This is a genomic window from Syntrophorhabdaceae bacterium, from assembly GCA_035541755.1.
Lineage (GTDB): Bacteria > Desulfobacterota > Syntrophorhabdia > Syntrophorhabdales > Syntrophorhabdaceae > PNOF01.
In genome coordinates this window covers 24,186-50,846 of sequence record DATKMQ010000152.1, presented here as the reverse complement: position 1 = coordinate 50,846, position 26,661 = coordinate 24,186, and the positions used below count along the sequence as shown (strand labels likewise).

General features: G+C 49.9%; 22 protein-coding genes and 1 tRNA gene. 14 read left to right on the top strand and 9 right to left on the bottom strand.

Features of this window, described 5'->3' with window-relative positions; translation table 11 throughout:
- Positions 1 to 128: 128 nt before the first annotated feature.
- From VMT62_14920 to VMT62_14875, 10 genes are all read left to right on the top strand, one after another.
- Positions 129 to 1,376: a uroporphyrinogen decarboxylase family protein gene (locus tag VMT62_14920; GenBank protein ID HVN97719.1), complete on the top strand. Its 1,248-nt coding sequence runs from the start codon at positions 129 to 131 to the stop codon at positions 1,374 to 1,376.
- Positions 1,377 to 1,473: 97 nt separating this feature from the next.
- Complete coding sequence (gene dctP / locus VMT62_14915) at positions 1,474 to 2,499, top strand: TRAP transporter substrate-binding protein DctP (GenBank protein HVN97718.1); 1,026 nt, start codon at positions 1,474 to 1,476, stop codon at positions 2,497 to 2,499.
- Positions 2,500 to 2,608: 109 nt separating this feature from the next.
- Positions 2,609 to 3,859 (top strand): uroporphyrinogen decarboxylase family protein, encoded by a 1,251-nt coding sequence (locus tag VMT62_14910; protein HVN97717.1) that lies wholly within the window; start codon positions 2,609 to 2,611, stop codon positions 3,857 to 3,859.
- A gap of 78 nt (positions 3,860 to 3,937) precedes the next feature.
- On the top strand, positions 3,938 to 4,978 hold the full coding sequence (gene dctP, locus VMT62_14905) for a TRAP transporter substrate-binding protein DctP (protein HVN97716.1): 1,041 nt from the start codon (positions 3,938 to 3,940) through the stop codon (positions 4,976 to 4,978).
- A gap of 369 nt (positions 4,979 to 5,347) precedes the next feature.
- Positions 5,348 to 8,506 carry a sigma 54-interacting transcriptional regulator gene (locus VMT62_14900; protein HVN97715.1) on the top strand — a complete coding sequence of 1,053 codons (3,159 nt, stop codon included), beginning with the start codon at positions 5,348 to 5,350 and terminating at the stop codon, positions 8,504 to 8,506.
- 318 nt (positions 8,507 to 8,824) lie between these two features.
- Positions 8,825 to 9,022 carry a hypothetical protein gene (locus VMT62_14895; GenBank protein HVN97714.1) on the top strand — a complete coding sequence of 66 codons (198 nt, stop codon included), beginning with the start codon at positions 8,825 to 8,827 and terminating at the stop codon, positions 9,020 to 9,022.
- 33 nt (positions 9,023 to 9,055) lie between these two features.
- On the top strand, positions 9,056 to 10,852 hold the full coding sequence (locus VMT62_14890) for an FAD-binding protein (GenBank protein HVN97713.1): 1,797 nt from the start codon (positions 9,056 to 9,058) through the stop codon (positions 10,850 to 10,852).
- 27 nt (positions 10,853 to 10,879) lie between these two features.
- On the top strand, positions 10,880 to 11,164 hold the full coding sequence (locus VMT62_14885) for a ferredoxin family protein (protein ID HVN97712.1): 285 nt from the start codon (positions 10,880 to 10,882) through the stop codon (positions 11,162 to 11,164).
- Between the two features lie 81 nt (positions 11,165 to 11,245).
- Positions 11,246 to 11,683, top strand: a complete 438-nt coding sequence (gene glmS, locus VMT62_14880) for a methylaspartate mutase subunit S (GenBank protein HVN97711.1) — start codon at positions 11,246 to 11,248, stop codon at positions 11,681 to 11,683.
- The gene (locus VMT62_14875) at positions 11,683 to 13,125 is read left to right on the top strand and encodes a methylaspartate mutase subunit E (GenBank protein ID HVN97710.1); all 1,443 of its coding nucleotides are present in this window, start codon (positions 11,683 to 11,685) and stop codon (positions 13,123 to 13,125) included. Before glmS (VMT62_14880) ends, VMT62_14875 begins: the two co-directional genes overlap by 1 nt.
- A gap of 363 nt (positions 13,126 to 13,488) precedes the next feature.
- Here the strand turns inward: VMT62_14875 and VMT62_14870 are convergent.
- The 4 genes from VMT62_14870 to VMT62_14855 form a co-directional block, all read right to left on the bottom strand.
- A tRNA-Met gene (locus tag VMT62_14870) sits at positions 13,489 to 13,565 on the bottom strand.
- A 181-nt stretch (positions 13,566 to 13,746) separates the two neighbouring features.
- Positions 13,747 to 14,886 (bottom strand): anhydro-N-acetylmuramic acid kinase, encoded by a 1,140-nt coding sequence (locus tag VMT62_14865; protein HVN97709.1) that lies wholly within the window; start codon positions 14,884 to 14,886, stop codon positions 13,747 to 13,749.
- Positions 14,879 to 15,340 carry a hypothetical protein gene (locus VMT62_14860; GenBank protein ID HVN97708.1) on the bottom strand — a complete coding sequence of 154 codons (462 nt, stop codon included), beginning with the start codon at positions 15,338 to 15,340 and terminating at the stop codon, positions 14,879 to 14,881. The genes VMT62_14865 and VMT62_14860 overlap by 8 nt, the downstream gene beginning before the upstream one ends.
- 104 nt (positions 15,341 to 15,444) lie before the next feature.
- The gene (locus VMT62_14855; GenBank protein ID HVN97707.1) at positions 15,445 to 16,056 is read right to left on the bottom strand and encodes a site-2 protease family protein; all 612 of its coding nucleotides are present in this window, start codon (positions 16,054 to 16,056) and stop codon (positions 15,445 to 15,447) included.
- Positions 16,057 to 16,237: 181 nt separating this feature from the next.
- Here VMT62_14855 and VMT62_14850 point away from each other — a divergent pair, with 181 nt between their 5' ends.
- A complete protein-coding gene (locus VMT62_14850; GenBank protein ID HVN97706.1) occupies positions 16,238 to 18,238 on the top strand; it encodes an HD domain-containing phosphohydrolase in 2,001 nt (666 codons plus the stop codon).
- Between the two features lie 287 nt (positions 18,239 to 18,525).
- Here VMT62_14850 and VMT62_14845 read toward each other — a convergent pair whose 3' ends face one another.
- The 5 genes from VMT62_14845 to tatB form a co-directional block, all read right to left on the bottom strand.
- Positions 18,526 to 18,843 (bottom strand): cupin domain-containing protein, encoded by a 318-nt coding sequence (locus VMT62_14845; protein HVN97705.1) that lies wholly within the window; start codon positions 18,841 to 18,843, stop codon positions 18,526 to 18,528.
- Positions 18,844 to 18,999: 156 nt separating this feature from the next.
- Positions 19,000 to 20,820, bottom strand: a complete 1,821-nt coding sequence (gene glmS / locus VMT62_14840; protein HVN97704.1) for a glutamine--fructose-6-phosphate transaminase (isomerizing) — start codon at positions 20,818 to 20,820, stop codon at positions 19,000 to 19,002.
- Complete coding sequence (glmU, locus tag VMT62_14835; GenBank protein HVN97703.1) at positions 20,808 to 22,169, bottom strand: bifunctional UDP-N-acetylglucosamine diphosphorylase/glucosamine-1-phosphate N-acetyltransferase GlmU; 1,362 nt, start codon at positions 22,167 to 22,169, stop codon at positions 20,808 to 20,810. Before glmU ends, glmS (VMT62_14840) begins: the two co-directional genes overlap by 13 nt.
- On the bottom strand, positions 22,156 to 22,908 hold the full coding sequence (gene tatC / locus VMT62_14830) for a twin-arginine translocase subunit TatC (protein HVN97702.1): 753 nt from the start codon (positions 22,906 to 22,908) through the stop codon (positions 22,156 to 22,158). The genes glmU and tatC overlap by 14 nt, the downstream gene beginning before the upstream one ends.
- A 23-nt stretch (positions 22,909 to 22,931) precedes the next feature.
- On the bottom strand, positions 22,932 to 23,228 hold the full coding sequence (tatB, locus tag VMT62_14825; protein HVN97701.1) for a Sec-independent protein translocase protein TatB: 297 nt from the start codon (positions 23,226 to 23,228) through the stop codon (positions 22,932 to 22,934).
- 185 nt (positions 23,229 to 23,413) lie between these two features.
- On the opposite strand from tatB, the gene VMT62_14820 reads away from it, so the two are divergent.
- The 3 genes from VMT62_14820 to argS all read left to right on the top strand — a co-directional run bounded on the left by VMT62_14820 (position 23,414) and on the right by argS (position 26,643).
- On the top strand, positions 23,414 to 24,037 hold the full coding sequence (locus VMT62_14820; protein ID HVN97700.1) for a methyltransferase domain-containing protein: 624 nt from the start codon (positions 23,414 to 23,416) through the stop codon (positions 24,035 to 24,037).
- Positions 24,034 to 24,846 carry a nitrilase-related carbon-nitrogen hydrolase gene (locus VMT62_14815; GenBank protein HVN97699.1) on the top strand — a complete coding sequence of 271 codons (813 nt, stop codon included), beginning with the start codon at positions 24,034 to 24,036 and terminating at the stop codon, positions 24,844 to 24,846. The genes VMT62_14820 and VMT62_14815 overlap by 4 nt, the downstream gene beginning before the upstream one ends.
- Before the next feature lie 138 nt (positions 24,847 to 24,984).
- Positions 24,985 to 26,643 carry an arginine--tRNA ligase gene (argS, locus tag VMT62_14810; GenBank protein HVN97698.1) on the top strand — a complete coding sequence of 553 codons (1,659 nt, stop codon included), beginning with the start codon at positions 24,985 to 24,987 and terminating at the stop codon, positions 26,641 to 26,643.
- Positions 26,644 to 26,661 lie beyond the last annotated feature (18 nt).

Here is a 26,661-nt window from a genome sequence, read left to right as displayed (position 1 = left end):
AAGATCAAGATCATGATCGGCGGCGGTCAGATCGATGAAGAGATCCGAAAGTATGTGAAGGCCGATGCCTATGGTAAGGATGCCATGGCCGCGGTAACGCTCTGTAACGGATGGATAGGAGGCTGACCGTGAAGGTACCAGATGCGCATTACGCGGAACGAGAGAAGCGGACGAATGACGCCATCGCCTTAAAGAAGCCTGATCGGGTTCCCATTATGGTTCTCTTCGGTTTCTTTCCGTGCAAGTATACCGGCATGACCATCGAAGAGGTCATGTATGACCCCGATAAGATGCTCAGTTCACAGCTTAAGACCCTTATGGATTTCGCGCCGGATATGGACATGAACCCGTACGGCACACGTTTTCTCGGACCGCTCCTCGATGCCCTCGATTTCAGGCAATTGAAATGGCCAGGCCACGGGGTGGAGAGTAACCTGTCGTATCAATTTGTTGAAGGCGAGTATATGTCAGCCGATGAGTACGACCACTTTCTTGTCGACCCCACCGATTTCATGTTCAGACGATACTGGCCCCGCATATGCGGCAGTCTAAAAGGATTTGAAAAACTGCCCCCTCTCCATAACATTATCTCTTACTATATGGGTCTTTCGACGGGCCTTTCGGCCTTCGTTTCTCCGGAAGTAGTCGAAGCCCTCGATGGATTGAAGAAAGCAGCGGAGAAATCACTGCAGGTCGCAACCTACGGTAGGGCGTACAACCAGAAGGCAAAGGACGCGGGATTCCCCATGCAGTTCGGTGGGTTGAGCCAGGCACCGTTTGATACCCTGGGTGACTTTTTTAGAGGTACAAAAGGACTCATGCTCGATATGTACAGAAGACCTGACAAAGTGATCGCAGCCTGCGAAAAGATCCTGATCTTCATGATCGAGATGGCTGTCAACGCTGCAAAGGCCTCCGGGAATCCAAGGATCTTCATCCCCATCCATAAAGGGCTTGACGGATTCATGTCGGAAGAGCAGTTCAAGAAGTTCTTCTGGCCGACCCTCAAGGAGTTGATGGTACGACTCATCAATGAGGGTTTAACGCCTTGTCCTCTCTGGGAGGGAGACTGCACTTCCCGTCTAAAGATCATCAAAGACATCCCCGAGGGAAAGACGTGCTACGCCTTCGAGGCGACGGACATCTTTAAAGCAAAAGAGGTGCTGGGTGATAGCATTTGTATTCGGGGTAACGTACCCCTCTCCATTCTCGCCACAGGCACACCTGAGGACGTAAAGAACCACTGCAAGAAGCTTATCGATATTGTGGGCCGGAACGGAGGATACATCATGGACTCTTCAACAGGTCTTGACGACGCGAAAGTCGAGAACGTAAGAGCTATGTTTGATTTTACGAAGGAATATGGTGCGTATTGAGGAGCGAACTCAGGCAAGTGCGAAGCGGCTTTAACCAATGCCTCTTCCGGACAGTCAAGACTTCACTGAGATTAATCACATAGGGAGGAGAAGAGTAATGAAAAAGATCAGCGTATTCATAATTGCTTTATCAATAATTGTTTTGATGACAACAGTTATGCCTTCCGGCGCTATAGCCCAGCAGAAAGTCATCGAGCTTACCTATGGCACGCCCTACGGTCCGGACCATATCTTCAGCAAAACAGATCAGAGATGGATGGCTAAGATAGAGAAGGAGACCAACGGACGGGTGAAGTTCAAACCATTCTGGGGTGGGGCCATCATTGGGGCTTCGGCAAATGCCATGGATGAGATGGTTAAAAACGTTGCTGACGTGGGGTTCATCTCTCCGGGTCAGGCAAAAACAGGGTACGACGTCTCCAAGGCACTGTTCCTTTTCTTTACAGGTGTAAACCCTGCGGATGAAAGGCGCATCTTCTTCGAGATGCTGAAGAGGTTCCCCGAGATTGAAGCCGAATATAAGGGGCTCAAGGTCATGGGATGGAGTTCGGGCACCCAGTATGATCTGTTGGCCCGCAAACCCGTGCGCAAGCTTGCCGACATGAAAGGCATGCGGGTCAAGACTCTCGGTGAAATCACCTCAGTACTCAAGGATCTGGGTGTAGAAGGAGTAAACTCGCCCATGACGGAAGTCTACGTGAGCATGCAGAAGGGCATCCTTGACGGGGCATTCGTCACCTACAATACACTCGACATTCTGCGATTAGCTGAAGTCGCCAAGTATTACACTATGCTCAATCTGGTAAGGCCCAGTACGGGCTCGCGCGTCATGAGCCTTGTTGCATGGAGCAAATTACCCCCTGACATCCAGAAGGTCTTTCAGAGCAACGTCGAATGGTTCTCTACAGAGTCGGACAACGACCAGATAAAGAGTGACATGGAGGGAAAGGAATTCGGCAAGAAGAACGGCGTAGAGTACATTACGCTCCCAAAGGAAGACATGGCAAAATTCTACAGCTTGATCCTGGACAAAGCCGCCAAAGAAGCAAAGAATCTCGATGCCAAGGGGCTTCCGGGTACAAAGATTCTCACCGAGGTGCAGAGACTCAGGGGAGGAAGGTAACGAGCCAGAAAGTTACTATTGCCTGAGACCACTGATTGAAGAATCAGCTACACTTTGTGCCTTGTAAACAGCGGGTGCGAAGAAAACAATAAGCGGGAGAAAAGACCATATGCACAAGACGCCTCAAGAGCTTTATGCCGAACGGGAAAAACGATACGCAGATGCTATCGCGCTCAGAACGCCTGACAGGGTGCCCATAGCTGTTTCCTTTGCATTCTTCCCCGCACGCTACTGCGGGTTTACCCATGCAGATATGATGTACGATCTTGACAAAGTTTGGGAAGCACAATTGAAGACGACCATCGATTTTGCGCCCGATATGGCTCAAAACCCATTCGGCTCCAGAGGTATCGGCCCTTTACTCGATATCCTCGATTTTCAACAGCTGAAGTGGCCGGGACGCCAGTTGCCTGCCGATGTTTCTTTCCAATTTGTGGAAGGTGAGTACATGAAGGCGGATGAGTACGATCATTTCCTTTCTGACACGAGTGATTTCATGGTGCGCAAGTACTGGCCCAGGCTCTGCGGAGAACTCAAGGCCTTCGAACAATTGCCGCCAATCCACACGATAATTAGCTATTATCTGGGCCTCGTGGGTTTTGGGGCATTCGGTATGCCGGAAGTTCAGAGCGCGCTTAAAACCCTCATGAAGGCGGGCGAGGAAATCATTAAGAGCCGTTCTTATGCTCAAAGATTCAATGAAAAGTTGAAAGAGGAAGGATTCCCATCCCTGGCAGGAGGAGGCACGCAAGCCCCCTTCGACACGCTGGGCGATTTCTTCCGTGGAACCAAGGGCCTTATGCTCGATATGTACAGGAGGCCTCAGTTGGTCGAGAAAGCCTGCGAAAAGTTATTGCCTTACATGCTGGAAATGGCCCTCGCTGGCGCGAAGAGATCTGGAAACACGAAGATTCTCATCCCTCTTCACAAAGGGCTTGACGGATTCATGTCTCTCGAACAATTCAAGCGTTTTTACTGGCCCACGTTCCGCGAACTCATGATCGGCATCATCAACGAGGGGCTCAATCCCTGCCCGTTCTGGGAGGGTGATTGTACCTCCCGGCTTGAGTTCATAAAAGATATTCCGCCAGCAAAGGCCTGCTACTCATTTGAGGCAACGGATATGACGAAGGCCAAAGATATCCTGGGAGATGGTATTTGCATAAAAGGCGGACTGCCCATCTCTGTCCTTGCTACAGGAACGCCTGAAGATGTGAAAGCCCACTGCAAGAAGCTTATCGATCATTGCGGAAGGGGAGGCGGTTTCATCATGGATGCTTCGACGGGCCTCGATGACGCTAAACCGGAGAACGTGAAGATGATGTTCGAATTTACAAAAGAATACAGTACTTACAGATAGAAAACATCCAATTTTGTGAGAACTCCGAAAGATTACGACGTCAACCGTCGTCGCGAAAAAAAGCAAAAGGAGAGTAAAATGAGAAAAGTTAGGAACACGATTGGGCTTCTTATGGCTGTCTGCCTCATAAGCGTTATTTTACCCTGCTTTGCGGCGGCCCAGCAGCAAAAGGTCATCGAACTAACCTACGGCACACCGTACGGTGTGGACCATCCTTTCAGTGTGGTGGACAGAAAATGGATGGCAAAGGTTGAAAAAGAGACCAATGGACGAGTGAAATTCAAACCCTATTGGGGCGGAGCGGTTATCGGCGGCAGGGATGCGGTTGAAGAGCTCACCCAGGGAGCCATTGACATGGCCTTTATCAACCCATCTACGTCCAAGAGCGGCTTTCAGATTCTTAGAGCAAGCTATCTCTTTTTCTATGGTGTGACAAACTTGGACGTGGGCGCCAAGATATGGAAAGAGATGCTCGCCAAATTTCCCGAGATTGAGCAAGAGTATAAAGACATGAAAGTGCTCTGTTGGGGTGGATCACTAAATCAGCTTATTACCAGAAAACCTGTCCGAAAGATAGACGACCTGAAGGGCATGAGGATCAAAGTCGTGGGGGACATTTCGAACGCGCTCAAGGAGCTGGGCGTAGAGGGTATTTCTATATCGAATGCCGAAATCTATGTGGGTTTGCAGAAGGGCATCTTTGACGGACTGATAGGTCCGACTGAAGGACTTGAGTCCTTGAAACTCGCCGATGTGGCAAAATATGTCACCATGATCAACTGGTACCGTACGCACGGAGGCATGAGGATGATGAATCTCAAGAAGTTCAACAGCCTGCCTCCCGACATCAGGAAAGTTTTCGAGAACAATATAGAGTACTATAGCCGGGAGACTGATGCGTATTTTACGTGGATGAACAGTCCACAGTCCATGGATGTAGCAAGAAAGCTCGGAGTTGAATTCATAACGCTCTCAAAGGAAGACATGGCTAAATTCTATGCGCCGATCAAGCCCATGGCCCTGAAAGAAGCCCAGGACCTTGACCTCAAAGGTCTTCCGGGCACTAAGATCTATAACGAAGCGCAGCGTCTCATAGCGCAATACAACGCTGCAAAATAGCGCAACCGTAAGCAACAACTTCTCTCAAAGAGAGGGGGAACTTACCTTTTCAGTCCCCCTCTCCCTCCACCTCAGAGCCTGCATCGAAATAGCGAAGACGGCATCCATCTGCACATTATTTGATTTGGTACAAACGGCAAGCCGTCTTGTCAATACTGTCATGCGCCACGTTTCTACTCCAATTTCCCTTTACTTCAATGGATCTCAACAGGTTGAGAACCTATTTTTTCGTCCCGAAGGCTTAAGCAAGGATACAGTGATATTTCACGGTAAATAACAATATTTCATTATTTACGCGATTTATTATGTTGACATGGCGCTGCTATTTTGATAACAAAGTGTGGTTACAGGACTCTTACGAGTACCCGCATGCAGAACGAACAGATTTCCTTGAGCCAGCAATCTCCCGAAGAAGACTTTTTGCTATCCATAGCTTCAATGTTTAAGGGTGAGTTCTCCTTGGACTGGATCGAAGAACTCACAGGGATGAAGGCGTCAAAGATACTCGATATGCTCGAGCGAGAGGTCCAGGGCGGACTGCTCGTCAGAATCAGGCCTGCCGTGTACGCTTTCAGAAACAGCGAAAGGCGTCTGGAACAATACAGCCGTCTCTCTACCGAAGAAAAAGAACGGTATCACCGTCAGATGGCAGCGATCTTCATCCGGGATCTTCACGACGACGACGCAAAAGCACTCGAGATTGCCGAACACCTTGCCTGTATTCCGAACGATGCGACCGAATGCCAGTGGATTATCAGAGCGGGAGAGATCTACGCTCAATCCCTTCGTTCGAATGAAGCTATGTCCTGTTTCACTCATGTGCTCGCACAGCTTGCCGACAAAGGGGGGGCAAACGAAGATTGGCTCTTTATCAAGGCCGCAATAGGGTATTCCAATGTGTATGGCGGCAGAACCAATATGGAACAATGCGTCGCCTTCCTGAAGGAAGCCAGGGAGCGGGTAAAATCGTTGGACAAACCGGCGTATGAAATACTTTTGGAGATGCACGTTGCAAAATATGAAAGGCTGACGTCCCACCTGAACGAAGCAGCCCAGCGTTTCGAACAAGCCATATCCCGGATCAAACATGCAGACGACCCGGAACTGGCAGCCCCTATCACCATGTTTCGCATCTATTTTCTTTTCTGGCAGGGCCAATTCCGGGAGGTCATCAAAGTTTATGAGAAATCCGTGCCCGACGTCGAAAAGTACCCGATAGGTCATTTCCCCATTGTCGCCGGCATGATGGTAGGCCACTGCTATGCCATGGTGGGCCAGACTACGCAGGGGCTCGGATTGCTCGACACGATTCGTGACCATTGCTTTCAGAAAGATAACCGTTATCTTGCAGCGCACGCCGACTCTTCCATTTCCATGGTGATGCTGCTCATAAACCGGGCTGAAGACGCCCTCCGATACATGAAGCTTGCCTTAAAAGAAGCGCAGGAGAGCGATAACACCTGGATTGAAAACCTCGTGACTCTTGAATTGGCGGTTGCTTATCGGCATATGGGTAACCACAGGGAATGCCTGCAGCATCTTCGAAAGTTCTTGAGGAACAGTTCGGTCCGGAAATCAAACCTTTTGCTCTACCCATATCTTATGGAGCTCGGCTGGGCTATGGAATGCGGGGAGCTGCCGAGAGTGCCCGGCGTATCGCTTGATCAGGAAATAGAACGGATGCTAAGCGTAAAGAATATATTTATGCGTGGCATCGCGTACCGGTATAAGGCGCTTCTCCAGAAATCCAAGGGATTAACGAGCCAGGAGATTGTCAATCTCTTTAATCAATCGGCCAAGTGCCTCCGCGAATCGGGCAACCAGATTGAACTGGCCAAAACATACTTTGAGTTGACCCGTTATTATTTGTCCATGGCAAACGACAAGAAGGCCAGGGCCGCCGTACAGCTCGCTTCAGAGATATTTTCCTCCACCAACGCCGATTGTATTCCCGATGATCTACGGGCGCTGGTACAGGGTCAAAATTACGAAAGGACTATTCTTACGGAGATCGTGAGCCTGACCCAAGAGGTCGGTGCGAGACACGGCGGAGGTAAGCTGCTCCAAAACATCGTTGCAACGGTAAACCGCATAACAGGGGCAGAGCGCGGTGCCCTGTTGCTTCTCGAGGAACAGAGGGAGGAACAGAAAAACGGCCCCATTTTGCGCCTTCGAGCCTCAAAAAACCTTACCATGGAACAGATATACGATCCAGCTTTTGCATCCTCAAGAAAGATGATTGAGAGGGTGATAACCTCAGGCACAGGTTCTATTTTTGAAACAGACGATGCTGATGGAGACCCCCTTTCCAAACAGTCAAACCCTCTTGTGCGGTCGAGTATCTGTGTGCCTCTCTTATTGGAAAAAAGGGTTATCGGAGTTCTTTATCATGAGAACCGGCTTCTCGGGAACGTCTTCAGAAACCAGGATCTAAATCTTCTCACCTTTTTCGCCGCCTTAGCGACCCTCTATCTTTACGGGGAAAGGGCCCATCAGGATCTGGACAAGATCCTGAGGAAAGAGAGACAGGAGAACTTTGCGGGACAAAAGGAATCGGTACTACCAGGCTACCACGAGAGTATTGTAGGAACAAGCCCTGCAATCCGGCATATTCTTGTGCAGGCGAACCACGTTGCAAAGAGTGACGCGGCGGTGCTGATACTGGGTGAAACAGGTGTGGGCAAGAATTTGCTTGCCGAAGCCGTTCATCGTCAGAGTTCCCGGGCCAATGGGCCTTTTGTTACTGTCCAATGCAGCGCGCTGACAGAGAGCCTTATTACGAGTGAACTTTTCGGCCACGAGAGAGGGGCTTTCACCGGAGCGACCAACCGGTATGTGGGGCGGATCGAAATGGCTGATAAGGGAACCCTGTTCATGGATGAGATCGGCGATCTATCGCTCGAAGTACAGGCACGGCTCCTCCGCGTCCTTCAAAGCAAAGAGTTCGAAAGAGTGGGAGGAGGAAAGGATGTACTTGTGTCCGACTTCAGACTCATCGCAGCAAGCAACCGGGACCTTCTTCAGGAGATCAAGGCAGGAAGGTTCCGCGAAGACCTTTATTACAGAATAAACGTATTCCCTCTCACCATACCGCCTTTACGGGAGAGAAGAGAAGATATTCCATTGCTTGTCCGTCATTTCCTCAAAGTCCATAACGCGAGCCTGGGCACGAATGTGCTCAATGTGAAGCAGGAAGTAATGGGGACCCTGATTCGCCATGACTGGCCGGGTAACGTGCGCGAACTGGAAAATGTCGTCCAGAGAGGTATCATATCGAGCACAGGATCCGATTTTCGGCTACCCCCCTTTGAGAACGCACCCACATTAGACGGGAAGAACGGCAACGCCAAAACCCTCAAAGAAAAGGAACGGGAGCATATCCTTGGTGCCCTTAGGGAAACCAGATGGAAGGTCTACGGACCCGGTGGAGCAGCTGAATTGCTCGACATAAACGCTTCAACATTGATATACCGCATGAAAAAACTCGACATCGTTAAGCCGGCAATATACAACAAACGTTCCGCCTAGATGGAGATAGGCCCTCGCCTAACAATCCGTAAGGCAATAAAGCCATAACCTACCATCAAATATGGTGATTAATTACGGTATTTAGGGATTTTCTACCAAAAGAACCTGGAACAAAACGCACCAAGAAGTCACTGGCCGCCCCACGTGAATCCCGCCTAAATCCTGAATCATAGAAGGTCTTGACCCCGAAACAACGGTTTTTCCGCATTATCTCAAGGCCACCGCTTGAGTGGTATCGTTTTTGCTTCTTTTAATAAAAAAGCAGCCTGAGAAAGAATGAGAAAGAAAAGGATTAACAAAAAAACCTGGAGGCAAACTATGGCAAAGAAAGAGAATTGCGAGTATTGCGGCAGGCCTATCAAGGGTGATCCGGAAATCAAAATCCTCAGAGGCAAAGAGCACGTTTATTGTTCGGATTTTTGTTTCAAATTGGATTTTTACGACGCGCCCAGACTCACCTACGAAAGGTTGCAAAACATGTACAACCTTCGATGCGTCAGCTTGAAACTCGATTGATCTCCATTAAAGAAAAAGGATAAGGAGGACACCATGGCGGCAACACTCGAACAATTATCAGACGGCGTCATCGAAACAGACTTCCTGATCATCGGTGGCGGCCTGGTAGGAAGCCTGGCTGCTATCCGGGCCAGGAAAAACAGCAAAGATTTGGATATTACCGTGATTGACAAAGCCACGATGGAATATAGCGGTGATGGAGTGGGACTCGATAATTTTAACCAGATTCCGCTTCATAAGGAGGATATGGGGAAAAAGGAAGCCAGCACAAATGATGTAAAGAAGGGAGCAATGGGGACCGAGCGGTACAAAGGTCTCAAGCAAGCCAAGCTGGCCGAGAAACAAGCGAAGAACACCTACGTGTCGGTGCCCCTCCTCGAAGAGATCGGCGTCAAGCTCCGCGAAGACGATGGTTCGCTTAAGGTGCTTCAGGGATACAGAAAAGGAACCGTATGGGGCCGCATCGAATATGACGAGCATGGAAAACCGTATGAACCTCTATTCGGGACTCTGTCGAGAGGCTCCGATCTTAAGATGAGACTGGGAACTGCGGTCCGCAAGGCGGGAGTGAGGATCCTCGATAGAACGATGGTGACGAGTATCGTAACGAACGACGGCAAAGCCATCGGAGCAACGGCTATCAACGTAAGAACCGGCAAGTTTCTCGTGTTCAAGGCCAAGACGCTCCTTCTGGCAACCGGAATGGCAGCAAGGCTCTATCCCTATCCATGGGCCCCCTACCCTAATAACCTCTTCTACACCCTGACGGCCCCAATGAACCACGGAGGAGGACATATATGTGCGTTAGACGCAGGTGCAAAACTCTGGAATATGGAGATCAATATCGTCTACAACGTATCCAAAGGAATAAACCACTCCAGCGGTGGCGGAGCCTGCAACTGGTATTTCAAGATGTACAACTCCAAAGGGGAGTATCTTGAGGATAAGTACCCCGACAGCAATGTCACCAAAATGGGCGGCATGATCCCCGGGGTAAATTTCCTCTTTTCACCCAACGTCCGGAACTCGGAGTATGCGAATGATGTTATTCTATCCGCAAAGAATGTAGCCACCGATGATGATGTAGCCGCGGTCTATTTTACGGCCGCAACAGAACCGACGAGGGCGCTCAAGTTCCACAAACTCGCCGGCGGTCTCACGAACGAACGGCCCGCCGAATGCGTGCCCGTACTGGTCGGTATAGGTATGCAGGCGAGCGGTGGTGTTTTCCGTGAAAACGAATACGCAGAGACCGGGGTAAAGAACCTGTTTGCAGGTGGAACCGTTTCTGGCGGCGGCTCGGCCGGTTCACACGGATTCACCTGGGCATGTCTGATCGCGGATCATGTCACGGAACTGGTGAAATGTGAAAAGCTGGAATCGTTTGGCCCGGAACAGTTACGGCAGGTGGAGTTGACGAGAAAGGCGGTCCTGTCCCCGCTGTCACAGCGATCTGAATACCGAGTGAATCCATTAGAGCTTGAAGACTATGTCAGAAATGTAAACTACAACTACGTGGGCATCAAAAGGGTTAAAGCAAAAATGGATCGCGCTATTGAATTGCTGAGATTCGCGTACCAGGGCGCAGTACCCTTGCTGTACGCGGGCAATCCGCACGAGCTAATGCGGGCTCTGGAGGTGAAAGACATCATACAAATATCAGAGCTGCATGCACAATTTGCTCTGAGGCGGACTGAAAGCCGTATGGTACCGGCCCATTACCGCGACGACTATCCGGAAATGGATCCCGCGTGGGACGACATGGTGGTCACGGCACAAAAGATAGCCGGTGAAATCAAGTACGATCGCGAAAGACTGAATAAAGAATAAAAGGGATGATCTGAAAGGAGGAAATACATGTACAAGACTGATGTCAATTATGGCCCAAGGATCGATTACGAACACTGCAACAGATGCGGTGTATGTTATCAACACTGTCCTATGGATATCTTCGGCTGGGATGAAGAAAAGCAATTGCCGGTCGTCGCCTATCCGGCTGAATGTTCCTTCTGCTGTTTTTGCGAGGTAATGTGCTCACAGGTAGCGATAGACGTACACCTCCCGCTTCACCATATGCTCGACTTCGGACTCGCCCCTACGGACCTGAAAAAGGAATACAAGGTGCTGGACGAGGACAGATGAGAGAGGCTTGGTCATATATCTGCCCGGCGGTGAAGTAGGGAAATCATTCCGGAGCCAGGGCCATTTGAAATCGAGGACCTCATGAACAATGACATTCAATCCAAAGGAACAATAGTGACAGGGGTGATAGGAGACGATGTCCATATCGTCGGCATAAGAATACTCGAGTATGCCCTGGGTAAAGCGGGATTCAAGGTCGTACCCCTGGGGTCTCAGGTATCGCAGACAGAGTTTGTTGAGGGTGCTATTGAAACAAATGCGGATGCAATCCTGATTTCTTCTCTCAGCGGCCACGCTGAAGCGCTTATACCCGGCCTGAGAGAGAAGTGCGTTGAGGCGGGACTCAACAAGGTCCTTCTGTATTTGGGCGGCTACCTACTCGTCGGCGAGGCGGCATGGACAGAGGCAGAAAAGAAGTTTGTGGATATGGGTATAGATCGAGTATATCCGCCCGGCACCATGCCTACAAAGGCCATCGCTGATCTTGAAGCGGATATTACAGCCAGAAGGAGCCGGTAATGGAAATCAGGAATAGAAAGCTGACCGATGAAGAATTCTTCAAAGAAAGAGAGGAGGTTCTCACACAGTGGCCCACGGGAAAAGATGTGGACCTTGATGAGGCGATCGCCTTTCACAGCAGTCTGCTTCCGGAGAAGAATTGGGTCTATAAAATGCGCTACGCCAGGGAGCATGGTGAGACGTACGCCATCACAGGCATGGGCAAGGCAACCATTGAGGAACAAATCGAACTCCTTACCTATGTGGAGCAGGAAGGACTTGCGGATATTCTCGGAACGTCGGTAGACAGTTTCTCGAGACAGCTGGATTTTACGGAAGCTGGTCGAAGGCTTGAAGAGAGCGTAAAGAGGGGAAAATCCGTCCTCAATGGTTTACCTCTCGTGAACCACGGGGTTTCGGGGTTCAGAAAAGTCGTTTCGGCAGTGAAATCGCCCCTATCGATGCGCTATGGGGCCGCAGATCCCAGACTCATAGATGAAATCGGTTTTGCAGGCGGCCACACCGCAGGTGCTGTGGATGCGTTGATGGATTTCTGGCATCATAATGCGAGAGTGGCCCTTGAAACATCCCTCCTGACACACCGTTACAGCCAGAGGCTGATAGGCTATTACGAGGAACACGGGGTGCCCATCTGCGCGTCCTGCCAGGGGCTATACGGCGCGGGCATTACTCCGAGCTTACAGATCTCTGCCATTCTGGTCCAGCTATTGATGATGGCTGAACAGGGCGTGAAGAACGTCCGATGTCACTTTGCCGCTCACGGCAATTTGGCGCAGGATGTGGCGACGGCCAGAACATTGCGGGAACTCTCTCGCGAATATCTGGATAAGTTCGGCTACAAAGGAATAGATGTCTTTGCTTCGGTGAGCTTTTCGCTTGTTCAGTATCCGTTGGAAGCCGGCTCTTCTTTTGCGGTCATATTTATGAACACCCTTATGGCTAAATTGTGCGAAGCGCAGGCAAACGACATCAGGACGGTTGCTGAGGCCAAAGGAATCCCAACAAAAGAAGACACCGCGTATTCTTTCCGCACGGCCAAGGCTATGGAGAATTTTCTCCAGAGTCAGAAGATAGAAGTAGACAGTGCCGCCCTTCGAATCGAAACTGAAGCGGTAAAGAGGGAGGCGAGATGTATCGTCGATAAAGTCCTTGAAATGGGAGAAGGAGACGTGATGATTGGTACGATAGCGGCGATAAAAAAGGGAATCCTTGACAATCCCTTCGCCACTAATTCCGCGAGCCCCTGCAAAGTCATGTCAATAAAGGACGCTCAGGGGGCGGTACGATACTTTGACACGGGAAATCTTCCCTTCACTCCGGAGATCATCAGGTTTCACAAGGAGAAGATTGCAGAAAGAGAAAGAATCAAGAACAAGAAGCTGGATTATGAAACGCTTGTCAATGACCTCATGGCGGTGAGCAAGGGTTTCCTGGTTGAGTGATCCTGCGCGATTATAGATCTACACCTCCATAAATTCTCCTGCACGGGCTCCTGATATTCGCAGGCGCCTGTCATTCGGTTGACAAGGGATTGATGATCAGAATGACTGTTGCGAGCTATGCGGCGTAAACGGTCATGCACGCTAAGGCGTACTCTCCTGGCGGAGTCTACGGTAAGGTCTATCCGGCCCCGCTCACGGATCGGCATTCTCAAGCATCACACCTAATTAATGCGCCGGGTCTTGCAGCATTCAAGAGATGTCACCTTCGCACGTCCACGCCGGTCAGCCCTTCGTGTCTAAGCTTGTATGTTCCGTGCAGTAAAAGAAAAGGACCTGCAAAATGCGCAGGTCCTTAATGTTGTTTGGTTGCGGGGACCGGATTTGAACCAGTGACCTTCGGGTTATGAGCCCGACGAGCTACCTGACTGCTCCACCCCGCTATTGGTTCGCATATCTTAAGGGAAACGGAGCGCAAAGTCAACATTAAATAAAGGGCGGGAAATCACTCGTGTGCGCAAACGTCATGAGGGAGATTGAGAATAGTATTTCAAAACCAAATTTATTCTCTTTCACTCACCGGATGGGGGAATGAGCTACCGTCAGAGGCGCCGTAGCGGAAGATCAAGGCAGCGTGATCTTTCCGAGAATAACGTTATGCGCCGCGCCGGTAGCGCGCGGAATGTTTCCCGGCCTGCGCTTAAGCGTTTCGTAACCGAGGATCGCAAAACTTACCGCCTCTTTTGCCTCTATGGGAATACCGTAATCAGCCACACTTCTCACGGAAACCCCGCGGAATAACTCTTCCAGAAGCATCATGAGAAATCGGTTCTTCACGCCGCCCCCGGTCACAATGATTTCATCCGGCGTAAAAGGTCTGATCGCGCGAAATATGCTGACGGCAGTCAAATGCGTGAGAGTACAGAGTATGTCTTTCGATTCTACGGTTCCATTTTTCTTCACAAGATCTCGCACGTACTCCGTTCCAAAAGTTTCTCTGCCGGTAGATTTGGGAGGAGCTTTCCGGAAGAAGGGGTGCGATAAGAGAGTCGCGAGAAGCTTCTTACTTAGCGTGCCGGACCTTGCAAAAGAGCCGTTTCTATCGTAGGGATATGTGCCCAGGCCAAAGAGTCTCACCGTCTCATCTATGAGGGCATTGCCGGGTCCGGTGTCGAAGGCAACGGTCTCGTCGCGTCCTTCGGACACGATGGTAACGTTAGCCATACCCCCGATATTCAACACGGCCCGTTTCCGTCCTTCCCTTCTAAAGAGCAGGTAGTCCGCGAGCGGCACGAGCGGTGCGCCCTGTCCGCCCGCTGCTATATCGCGTGCCCTGAAATCGGAAATAGTCAATATACCTGTTCGTTCTGCAATGACCGCCGCTTCACCGATTTGCAGGGTTGAACCGCCTCTTCGAGGGGCCGGCGGTATGTGGTATATGGTCTGTCCGTGGGAGGCGATCGCGTCAATCTCGCTTGAGGGCAGGCCCGCTTGCTTTAGGAGCGTCAGGGCCGCACGGGCAAAAACCTCTCCCAACACATAATTCAACCTGCATATACGTTCGGTATTGCCGTCAAATGCTTGCGCAATCTCCATTCTGAGATCTTTTCTATATGGGAGGTGAGTATGGCTTACAACGCGAATACGTAAATCGTGTGGGTCTGATCCCGTCTCAGGGTAAACTTCGACGAGCGCCGCGTCCGCACCATCATGAGACGTTCCGGACATGATCCCGATAATCTTGACTCTCTTTCTCTTACCCACCTGCGCCAAACCTGCTGGAAAGGCTGAAATTGTATGTCGGCAGGATCGATCCCTTGAAGAACAAGATAAAGAAAAGCAGGCCTATAACCGCTCCGAAAATCATGTGCCATTTCTTCAGGCGATCAAAATTGAGGATGAACTGGACTATTATCACGCCGCCGAAAGCGAGACAGAAATGGCAGAACGTCCAGTATCTCACCTGGAATCCGATGAGATAGAATTCGATACCGAGCGCCGCTGACGCAAGGAGCAACGCGGGCAGCGACCATCGGAAAAGATTGACAACCATGAAGGCTACCATGTACGAGGCGCCGATGTACTTGAGGTCTATGTTGAAGACCGATCCTCTCAAATATGAACAGGTACCGCTACAAAGATTGTAGAATATCACCACTCCGATGCCAATGAATGAAAGGGCTATGTTCAAGACTCGTTTAGTTGTGTCCTTCATCACGTAAGGCACGCCTCAAAAAAAGATTTGCCATAGTATACATCATGGCCCATTGCTCTTCAATGGGGGATTATGCGCGTGGGCGTCAGTGAAGCCGTTTAAGGGGCCTACGAAACGAGGAACCTTATGATATGAGCGAGAACGGTCTCAATCAAAATGATCGGCCTATTTAATGCGCCTATCAGGAGCAGGCCGATGAGGATAAACATGCCGTACGGTTCAATCTGCTGGAGCGTGTACTGGAACCGTCTCGTGGAAAAACCCATGAGGATTTTTGAGCCGTCAAGGGGTGGTATGGGAATGAGATTGAAAGAAGCAAGCATAATATTGATGCGCCCCATGTTGCTTAATCCTTCGAAGAGGTAGGGAGGTGCAAACTGCATGGCAAAGAAAGAGAAGAACGCCAGGATCAGGTTAGCCGTGATCCCTGCGGCCGAAACAAGGATAAGCCCCAACCTCTGCGGACGGAGATTGGCAAAGTTGACAGGCACCGGTTTAGCCCACCCGAAGCCGACAAGGAAGAGGGCCACGGTTCCTATGGGATCAAGATGCCGGCGCGGGTCAAGGCTCAATCGGCCAAGCCACTTTGCCGTGGGATCCCCCATTTTATAGGCAACCAAACCATGCGCCAGTTCATGGAAAATGATCGAGTAGAGAAGAGGGATAGCAAAGAGCACAAACGAGAGAGGGTCAGTGAAGAGTGATTGTATGAGGCCCATGAGGGATTCCGCTTAAATATCACACAAGTTTTGCTTAATTGCAATCTAAAACCACCGATAATCATCTATAAGTGCTATTTTTTGCTTTACAATATTACGATTGACAAAAACGTATGACCATGTTAAAAGGTAGAATTCATGAAGAAATCGAGTCTTTTCAGCGACGCAACGGTGATAGGACATGAGGCCTCCCAGTCCTGAAGAAGAAAATAGTGCGATACCCCCTCCAGAGGATCAGTGGCCCGATTTCAGGGTCGCGGAAGCCTTTGGCGTAGGAAGCGCGATTCGTTTTCGGAATTTTGTTATCCGGCACCTTGAGCTGGCTTTCGTACTGCTCATTGCTATTCTCGTTATAGCGGTTTTCTTTATACTTCCGTTCAAGTTTGCTTTTCTGAATCTCTTTTACCTCCCGGTGCTGCTTGCCGCGTACATCCTTGGAAAGCGAAAGGCCCTGTACGCATGTTTAAACATCATTCTCGTGGTGGTCGTCTCCGCTTTTATCAGGCCCGAATGGTTCGAGGTAGGCGGAAATGTTTTCAGCACCTTATTCATGATAATTATCTGGGGAGGATTTCTTGCACTCACGAGTGTCGGCATCGGATCGCTCCAGGAGAGACTCTCCAAAGGATTTGAGGAAACACGCCGCTTATATGAGGAGTTGAAAAGAAGCCGTGTTACCGAAGAGATGAAGGAGAAGGTCGAAAGAACCCTCTATGCCACCATGGATCCTGTTGTCGCAAAGCTCGCAACCGAAGGTAAACTCCGCATTGAGAAACGGGAGATCAGTATCATGTTCTGTGACCTCACGGAATTCACCACCTACTCCGACCAGAATCCTCCCGATATCGTACTCGACGAATTGAACAGATTCATCGGACACATCGAACCTGTAGTGGAATTGTTTCGTGGGCACATAGACAAGTATATGGGTGACGGGGTCATGGTCGAGTTCGGAGCGCCCATCGATTACGCTCAACACGCCCTGATGGCCGTTCTCGCAGGTCTGAAGATGCAGGAGAAGATGAAGGAGATAGGGCTCCCCTGGCGCTTAAGAATCGGTGTGGCAACGGGCTACACTATTGTGGGCATGATGGGGGTACACCGCCAGGCATACAGCGCAATAGGAGACCGCGTCAATGTAGCAAAACGTTTGGAAGAGATATGTCAACCCGAAAGGATCTATGTTGACGAGTTTACCTGCAAGCAAGTAGAACCTTTTGTTAATTTCGTGAAGTTGAGAAATATGGGTTATAGCCGGCAGGTTGATAAAACGTTGCTCGAACAACTGCGGGTGCTTGAAGCGAGGCTTGCCGAAGAAGGCGAGAGCGCAGATCTCCTGTACCAGACCGGTAAGATTCATTTTGGGTTACATGATGCCACGGCAGCTATTTCATGCTTTGAGCAGGCGCTCAATCTTGATCCGGAATCCACCGAGATACGCCTCGCCTACGCCGATGCTAACCTCAAACGGGACGAATTCGAGAAATTTCAACTTAAAGGTAAGCTCCATAAGATACCGGTCTTTGAAGTTAAGTCCATCAGAAGCCGGTGGCACGATTCGTCCGTTATACCGCCGTCAATATCAAGCCGGTACGCCGATATCGAAGCAAGTATTAAAGCTCCCTTTGATCTTGTTCTGTCTGTGGAGTCGCTCGACGGGTCCGTAGGCAGGGGACTTCTCGTGGGGATGCTCTCCTACGCGATAGCCGATCAGATGCAGCTCAATGAAGAGCTGAAGAATACGATACTGCAGGCGGGATTCTTGCAGGACATAGGCAAGGAGGCGATACCTCACCACATATTGAACCGCCCTGCAAGTCTCACGGAACAGGAGATAAAATATGTGGAGAAGTATGTTATAGAAAGTGTAGCGTCGCTTAAGCGTCTCGGCTACGTGAACGAATCGCTTCTCGAGATCGTCAAGCACCACCACGAAGCGTGGAATGGCAATGGATACCCCGATGGCTTGAGGGGCGAAGAAATACCCGTGGGCGCACGCATTACCGCTGTGGCCGAGGCGTACGGGGCCATGACCTCGTGGCGTCCCTATCGAGGTGCCTGGGACGTCAAGCTGGCGCTCAACGAAATTCGTAAAACATCTGACAAGGGGTACTACGATCCTCGCGTTGTCGATGCCGCTTTTCAGGTTCTCAGATTCCAAACACCTTCAACGGAATCGTAGACTGATAATAAAGTCATAGAACAGCAATCCATTCCATTTTTCTCTCACTTTGGCACGATAAGCTCTGCCGGCGCTTTTTTGTAAGACAAGCCATAAAAGTGCGCAAAGCACAGGTTTATGGTTATAAATGGTTAGTCCATCTTCTTGCTTCATTATTACGCGAGAAGGTGATTTCTTCTTACTGAAATCGCACGCCTGCTGTCTTCCGTCGATATGCGACTTCTGCCTGTGGATTGGGTCCATCGCGAAGAATCGAGGATAAAAGAAAGAGTAGAATTTCGTATAGACTACGCGCCAAGCGCCCTTGCCGTCCAGAGTCTCGTCTCGTAATCGTGCTCAAATGCCGGCGAATTGGCTGTCAGGTATTCCAGAACTTCGTTTCCGGTGTTTCTGATACCATGCCGCTTGTTAGATGGTATATAGACTGCGTTCCCTGCAGAGACTTCTCTCGTCTCTTCCTCTACGGTCATGAGACCCTTTCCCCTTATGATGTAATAGCATTGTTCGGGGGCGTGGACGTGCAGAGGTTGCTCCGAGCCAACAGGAATTTCGGAAACCTGCAAAGACAGATCCTGTGCCGTTGAGTTTAGGGGGCTAATTAGCATCCATGAAGTAAGAATTGGCAATTCGCCGGTATTCCTCGAATTGCTTCTATCAAAAACTTCCATTGATCCCCCAAGTTATCTGTTCTGAAACTGTGTTCTGTGTCTGTCTCCTTAAACCATAACGCCTAAGCTCACGTTGCGAGTAAACGCCCTGCCCTATTCAACGGTCACGCTTTTTGCCAGGTTACGCGGCTGATCCACGTCCGTACCCAGGAGATTAGCGATATAGTAGGCCAAAAGCTGGAGAGGCACCACGTTGAGAATAGGCTGTAACTCGTAAATCGTATCAGGCAGCACAAAGTAAGAGTCAACCCGTCTTTGCATCTCGTGCTCCTCTTTGTCTGTGAGGAGAACGATGCGCCCTCTCCTTGCAATGACTTCTTCCATGTTACTGCATGTCTTTTTGTACGTTTGGTCCACAGGAGAAACGAAGACCACGGGCATTTGCTCGTCTATTAAAGCAATGGGACCATGCTTCATTTCGCCGGCCGCATAGGCCTCGGCATGGATATAAGAGATTTCTTTGAGCTTGAGCGCGCCTTCGAGCACTGTGGGAAAGTGTATGCCCCTTCCCAGATAAAGAAAATCTTTACACGCCATGTATTTCCGGGCAGCTTCTTCAATCATAGGGGCCATTTCGAGAATCGTCTGCATTTTGTGGGGAATTCTCTTCATCTCGTGGATGTGATTTCTCATATCCTCAACGTCGAGGACCCCCAGCCTTTTTCCTATGTAAAGCATGAGCATGAAGATGACCGAGATCTGCGTGGTGAAAGCCTTGGTGGAGGCCACACCGATCTCGGGGCCCGCATGCGTGAAGATAACGCTGTCCGCGTCACGGGCAAGGGTGCTGCCGAGCACATTGCATATGGACAAGGTATAGGCGCCTTTCTTCTTGGCTTCTTTCATGGCCGCAATCGTATCCGCAGTCTCCCCCGATTGCGACACCACAATCATGAGATCGTTTGATGAAACGATAGGGTCTCTGTATCTGAATTCCGAGGCGATATCAGTCTCAACAGGTATCTTAAGATTCGACTCGAAAATGTGCTTTCCTATCATACAGGCATGGTACGACGTTCCGCACGCCACCATCCATATCTTACCGATCTTCTTCACATCCGGCAATTTGATCTCTTCGAAATCAATCTCGCCCTTCTCTTCCTTAATTCTTCCGAGCAGCGTTTCAGAAATGGCGCGAGGCTGCTCAAAAATCTCCTTGAGCATAAAGTGTTTGTATCCGCCTTTCTCGGCCATCGCATCAGACCATTGCACCTGATGGATCTTCCTTTCAACCTTCTCTCCGTCCGTATTCATCAATCGCAAAGAGTTGTCTTTGATGACGGCCATGTCGTTGTCTTCGAGAAAGATAAATCTGTTTGTCCTATTGATAATGGCAGGCGCATCACTGGCAATAAAGTACTCCCCCACTCCCACGCCTATAATGAGCGGGCTCTCTTTTTTCGCGGCCACGAGGATTCTTTCTTTTTCCTTTAAAATACCCAGAGCGTATGAGCCTTTGAGGTCTTTGAGCGCGGCGCACACAGCATCAAGGAAAGCTTTTCCCTGGTCCATATGATGGATGATGAGATGGGGGATGACTTCAGTGTCCGTATCCGACAAGAACTTGTGCCCTTCCCTCTTGAGCTCCTTTTTGAGCTCTATATAATTCTCGATGATGCCGTTATGTACTACTACCACATCACCCGCCTTGTGTGGATGTGCATTCTTTTCCGAGGGGGTTCCATGGGTGGCCCATCGCGTGTGCGCGAGGCCGAGCTTACCTCTGAACGTGCCATCGCATACGGTCTTTTTCAGCTCTTCAACTTTCCCCTTCTTGCGCTCTACCTTGATGTTTCCCTTGTCCCAGATCGCGATACCGGCAGAATCGTATCCTCTGTACTCGAGTCTTTTTAAAGCTTCAATGAGTATATCGCACGCTTCTTTGCCGCCCTCGTATCCGACTATTCCGCACATTTCTTCTTCCTCCCGTATCCCGCGATATGTTTCTGTTGAACCCGCGTGATTGCAAGTGCCCCCTCCGGGACATTTTTTGTAACGGTTGTGCCTGCACCGATGACGGCGCCCTTTCCTATGGTGACAGGGGCGACGAGTTCCGTATTGCTCCCTACGAAGACTTCATCTTCGATCACGGTCTTGTGTTTCTTTACGCCGTCATAGTTGCATGTTATGGTTCCTGCGCCGATATTAACTTTCTTTCCGATCGTCGAATCGCCAATATAGGTGAGATGACTCGCCTTTGATCCCTCGCCGATCACGGAATTTTTCACTTCCACGAAGTTCCCTATTTTGGCCCCTTTCTCTACAACTGACTTCGGTCTTAAGCGTGAAAAAGGACCCGCCTTGGCGCCGGCTTTGAGTTCAACGCCCTCCATTACCACAAATCCTTCTATCTCGACATCGTCATGAATGATCGAATCACGGATAATCACATTCGGTCCCACCGTCACCCGGTTGCCGATCGCAGTTTTTCCCGTGATATAACAATTGGGGAATATCATCACATCTCTCCCGATTTGAACATCATCCTCAATATAGACATTACTGTCCGCGAATGACACTCCGTTCTTGAGATGCCTTTCGAGAATTCGCATCCTCACCGTCATGTTGGCTTCCAAAAGCTCCTTGCGGGAATTCGTTCCGAGCACCTCAGAGGCGCTCAGATGGCGGTAGGCCCTGACCACTTCTCCTTTGCTGGCCGCGACCCCGCAAATGTCGGTCAGATAATGCTCGCCTTTCTTATTATCGGCGCCAATCTCGCGCACATAAGCCATGCACTTACCGGGGATCAGGCATATCCCGGTATTTATCTCCTTGATCTTTCGCTCCTCAGGCGATGCGTCGATCTCCTCTCTGATGTGGAGAATCCTGTCGCCATCAGAAATAATTCGTCCATAGCCGCTCGGGTCAGATACGAGTGTGGTCATGAAGGTAATCTGTTTATCCTTCTCATAGAATGACACGAACTCTTTGAGCGTTGACGGTTCCATGAGAGGAACATCACCGTAGAGCACAAGCACGTCATTGCCCGTGAGAAACTCTTCCGACGAAAGGAGCGCGTGCGCCGTTCCCCTTTGTTCTTTCTGCACGGCGCAAACAACAGGTTTGCCTGCGAGATGCGCTTCGACCTCTTCTCTGCCGTAACCCGTTACAACGATTATTGTTGCCGGTTCCAGTTTGGATGCCGTGTCAACCACGTAATCAATCATAGACCTTCCCATGATCTCGTGCATTACCTTCGGCTTGCTCGATACCATCCTCTCGCCTTTTCCGGCAGCCAGTATCACAACATCAAGAGCTTTCATTGAGAATCTCCTTCTTCCCGAAGAATCGAGCGATAAGAATGCTCACTTCGTAGAGACCCCAGAGGGGTAGCGCCACGAGCACGAGCCCGGCCGCATCGGAGGAAACCACTATGGCAGTGACAATGAATATGGCCAATATGGCGTATCTTCGTTTGGTCGTGAGCATTCGGTAATGAATGATGCCTGCCTTTGAAAGATAGTAGACCACAAGGGGCAGTTCGAATATTATCCCGAATACCGTAAGCATCTTCAGCGTGATAGCCATATATCCCTTGAGGTCCGGCATGGGAACAATGAACTCGGCGGAGTATCCGACGAAAAACTTGTACACAAAGGGCAGCACCAGAAAGTAGCAGAACGAAAGCCCGAGGAGGAAACAAAAACTGCCCCAGACAATAAAGGGATAGACGTACCGTTTCTCCTTCTCATAGAGTCCCGGTGAAACAAATTTCCAGAACTCGTAGAGCACAACGGGTAAAGCCAGAAAGACAGCACTCACGATGGCTATTTTGAAGTAGGTTATGAACGCCTCGGTGATGCCGGTAAATATAAAGAAGCTTTTCGGGGGCATCACTTTAACGAACGGCTCCATGAGAAACGCAAAAATCTTTTCCTTAAATCGGTAGGTGATTACAAATGCGATCCCCACGGCAATGACACAGACAAGTATCCTGTCTCTCAGCTCTTTCAGGTGAGATAGAAAAGGCTGTTTTTCATCCGCCTCGATCTGCTTCGTCATAGACCATCAACTCCGGGACGCCGTCAGGCTTTCCTGGGTTGCCCCGCTGACGCGTCATCGGTTTTCTCGGTTCTCCCGGAGGCCTTTTCGGTTTCCTGATCCGGCACTTTCTTATCCACTCCTTGCTCAGTCTCGTGCTCGGCCGAATCCGTCCTGGCCAACTCTTGATCGAGCGTCTCCTTCACGTCATCGGCCATCCGCTTGAACTCATTAAGCGCCTTCCCGAGTGAGCGCGCGAGTTCCGGCAGTCTGGAAGGGCCAACCACAAGCAACGCCACAATCAGAATAACGATGAGTTCGGGAAAACCTATGCCAAACATAACGCATAAAGTACCATAAAATAAGGATTTATAAAAGACAATTGTTGCTCTACGGGGCCTACACTATGATCCACTTCTGCATTACTGTCAAGGGTAAGGGCGCACACCAGGAACCCTTCGGATGAAGACGGGTTGGTTTTTCCTTGACATGCTTCGTTTTCATCTGGTAGGTTTGTCACATTCGCATGCAAAAAGAAGAAATAAAAAAGATTTATAGCAGATACTCTCCGGTCTACGACGTTATTTTTTCCAGGGCATTCTCTCCGCGAATAAAGTGTGGACTCGAAAAGATCGGCATTAAGAACGGTCAGAGAATTCTTGAAGTCGGTGTGGGAACCGGCCTCTCTCTGTCGTTGTATCCCAATTCGTGCAACGTGGTCGGCATAGATATAACACGGAAGATGCTCGAAAAGGCGCAACAGAAAAAAGAGAAAATGGGGCTTACACACGTGGACCTCATCGAAATGGATGCGGAGAACCTGACCTTCGAAGACGATAGCTTTGACCACGCGGTCATTCCTTTCGTGATCAGCGTGGTGCCGAGCCCCGAAAGGATGATGGCGGAGGTCAAAAGAGTAACAAAGACAAATGGGAAAATTATCATCGTTAACCACTTCAGCAGTGGCAATGCCTTTTTCTTCACGATAGAGAAGATGCTGGCCCCTCTCTTCATACGACTCGGATGGAAGTCAGGACTCACCCTGGATCTTCTCTCAAATCACTGCAACCTGTGTATCGAGGAGGTAACGAGGAAGCATTCTCTGGACCTCTGGTGGGTTGTTCACGTCACAAATAAGAAAGACACATGAAGATTTCCGGAATCCAATTCGCCTGTTCAGACGACAAAGAAAAGAATGTTGAAAAGGCATTGAAGATGTTGAGCGTCGCATTTTCCCAGGGCGCCAAGATCATCTGCTTTCAGGAATTGTTCAACCTCCCCTGGTTTCCGAAAGATCGTAACGCTCAAGTTTTTCAGATGGCTGAAGGTATCGACGGAGAGACGGTAACCATCTTCAGAAACAAAATCAAGGGGACCGATGCGGTACTTATCCTGCCCATGTTTGAAAAAGCAGATGGAAAGTATTTCAGCACCTCCGTGATCCTCCAGGCAGGGGAAGTGCTTGGGTGCTACAGAAAGATTCACGTAACGGACATTCCTCTCTGGGAAGAAAAATTTTATTTCTCTCCCGGGGACAGCGGCTTCCCTGTGTTTGAGACCCTGCACGGCAAGATCGGCATTCAGGCATCATGGGATAATTTCTATTTCGAAGGTACACGAATCTTGAGAATGAAAGGGGCCGACATCGTATTTGCGCCCACTTCCTGCGCGTTCAAATCACAACACATCTGGCAGACCGTGATTTCCGGCAATGCAATTTCGAACGGTGTGTACATCATGAGGGTGAACAGGGGCGGAAGCGAGGAACTCCAGGATTTCTACGGCATGAGCTTCTGTGTGGATGCGGAAGGCGAACTCATAGGAGGTCCCACCGGAAGAGCTGACAGCATTCTTCTTGCCGATATCAACTTTGAACAGTTGCATCGCGTCAGAAGAGAGTGGCCCATCCTAAAGGAAAGGAAACCTCAATTCTATAAGGAGATCCTGAGAGAAGACTGATGGTCCAGGAAAAGACCATATGCGTGGTATGCGCCTGGAGGCAGGACTGTCGCAAGAAGTTTCTCAGAGCCCAAGATGCCTCTCTGAAGTGCCCCGATTTCACAAAAGACGTTTCTATCAAAGAGGGAGTAGAACCTGATGTTGAGAAAGAAGATAGCACAGATCATCGTTGATGCCTGTGACGACTGCAGAAAACATGGTCTTGCGCTTGGACAGGACAGTATCGATCCTTTCGTCGAGATTCCGAGAGACTTGACGTTTGGCGACTATTCGACAAACATCGCATTCGTGCTGGCCCCTGTTCTCAAACAGAAACCTGAGCAGATCGCGCGCCTCCTTATCGATCACATAAAGCCCGGCTTGATCTGTGAGAAGGTGGAGATAGCAGGAAAGGGTTTTATCAATTTCTACGTCAAGGACCCTGTCTGGCTAGCGCTCTTAAAGGATATTTATGAGAAGGGGATAGCCGCGCTTTATCCTAACGTGGGCCACGGAAACAAAGTCCTCATTGAATTTGTGAGCGCCAATCCTACCGGACCACTTCATATCGGTCACGGACGCGGCGCCGTCGTCGGTGATGTCCTTGCCAATATATTGAGGACCGCGGGATATGATGTGGCCAAAGAGTACTACATAAACGATGCGGGAAAACAGATAAAGACGCTCGGGGAATCGACCTATCTGAGATGGCGCGAACTTGAGGGGGAAAGCGTATCCTATCCAAAGGAGTGCTATCAGGGAGACTACGTAAAAGACCTGGCTCGCGAATTGATCGAAACCAAGGCCCAGATACCGGCTGAAAAAGATAGAGCTGTTGAGTTCATGTCAAAGTTTTCGAGCGCAGAGATACTGACGGGGATCAAAAATGACCTCAAGGACTTCGGCGTTCTCTTCGATAATTACTACGAAGAAAGCACGCTCTTCGATAAAGGCATCGTCGATGACACGCTCAGTTACCTGAAAGATAAGGGCTACGCATACGAGAAAGACGGCGCCCTATGGTTTAAAACGAGCCTGTTTGAAAAAGATGAAGACAGGGTGCTCATCAAGTCGGACGGGGAGAAAACGTATTTTACATCCGACATAGCCTACCACCGCGACAAGCTCAACAGGTCTTTCGACATGCTTGTGGATATCTGGGGATCGGACCATCATGGATACATTCCCAGGCTTAAAGCTTCGATTGAGGCCTTAGGCAAAGACAAAGAAGCGCTCAAGGTGCTCCTTATCCAGTTCGTAACACTTTTGAAGGATGGGAAACCGGTAGGTATGTCAACACGATCCGGCGAATTCACCACGCTCGCCGAAGTGGTCAAGGATGTGGGCAAGGATGCCGCGAGGTTCTTCTTTCTGACGAGAAAATGCGACGCCCACCTCGAGTTTGATCTCGATCTTGCGAAAAAGACCACCAACGAAAATCCTGTCTACTATGTTCAGTACGCCCATGCACGCATCGAGAGCATTTTTCGGAATGCCGAGGATCAGGGCATCGGGAAAGACGCCCTGAGCAACGCCGATATAAGTCGTCTCACTTTAAGTGACGAAATAAACCTCGTGAAAGGCATACTCCATTTTCACAACGTGATAGATGGGAGTGCAAGAAGCCTGGAGCCCCATCGTGTTACCTTCTTTCTTATGGACCTTGTGGGTAAGTTCCATAGTTATTATAATAAGACGAGGGTCCTAGGCAACGCCGTCGAGATCACGGTGGCCAGACTGTGGTTGCTCTATATGCTGAAAGAGGTTATCCGGGAGGGCCTCACGATCCTCGGGGTATCGGCTCCGGAAAAGATGTAGTTCAGCCGCTTTCACGAA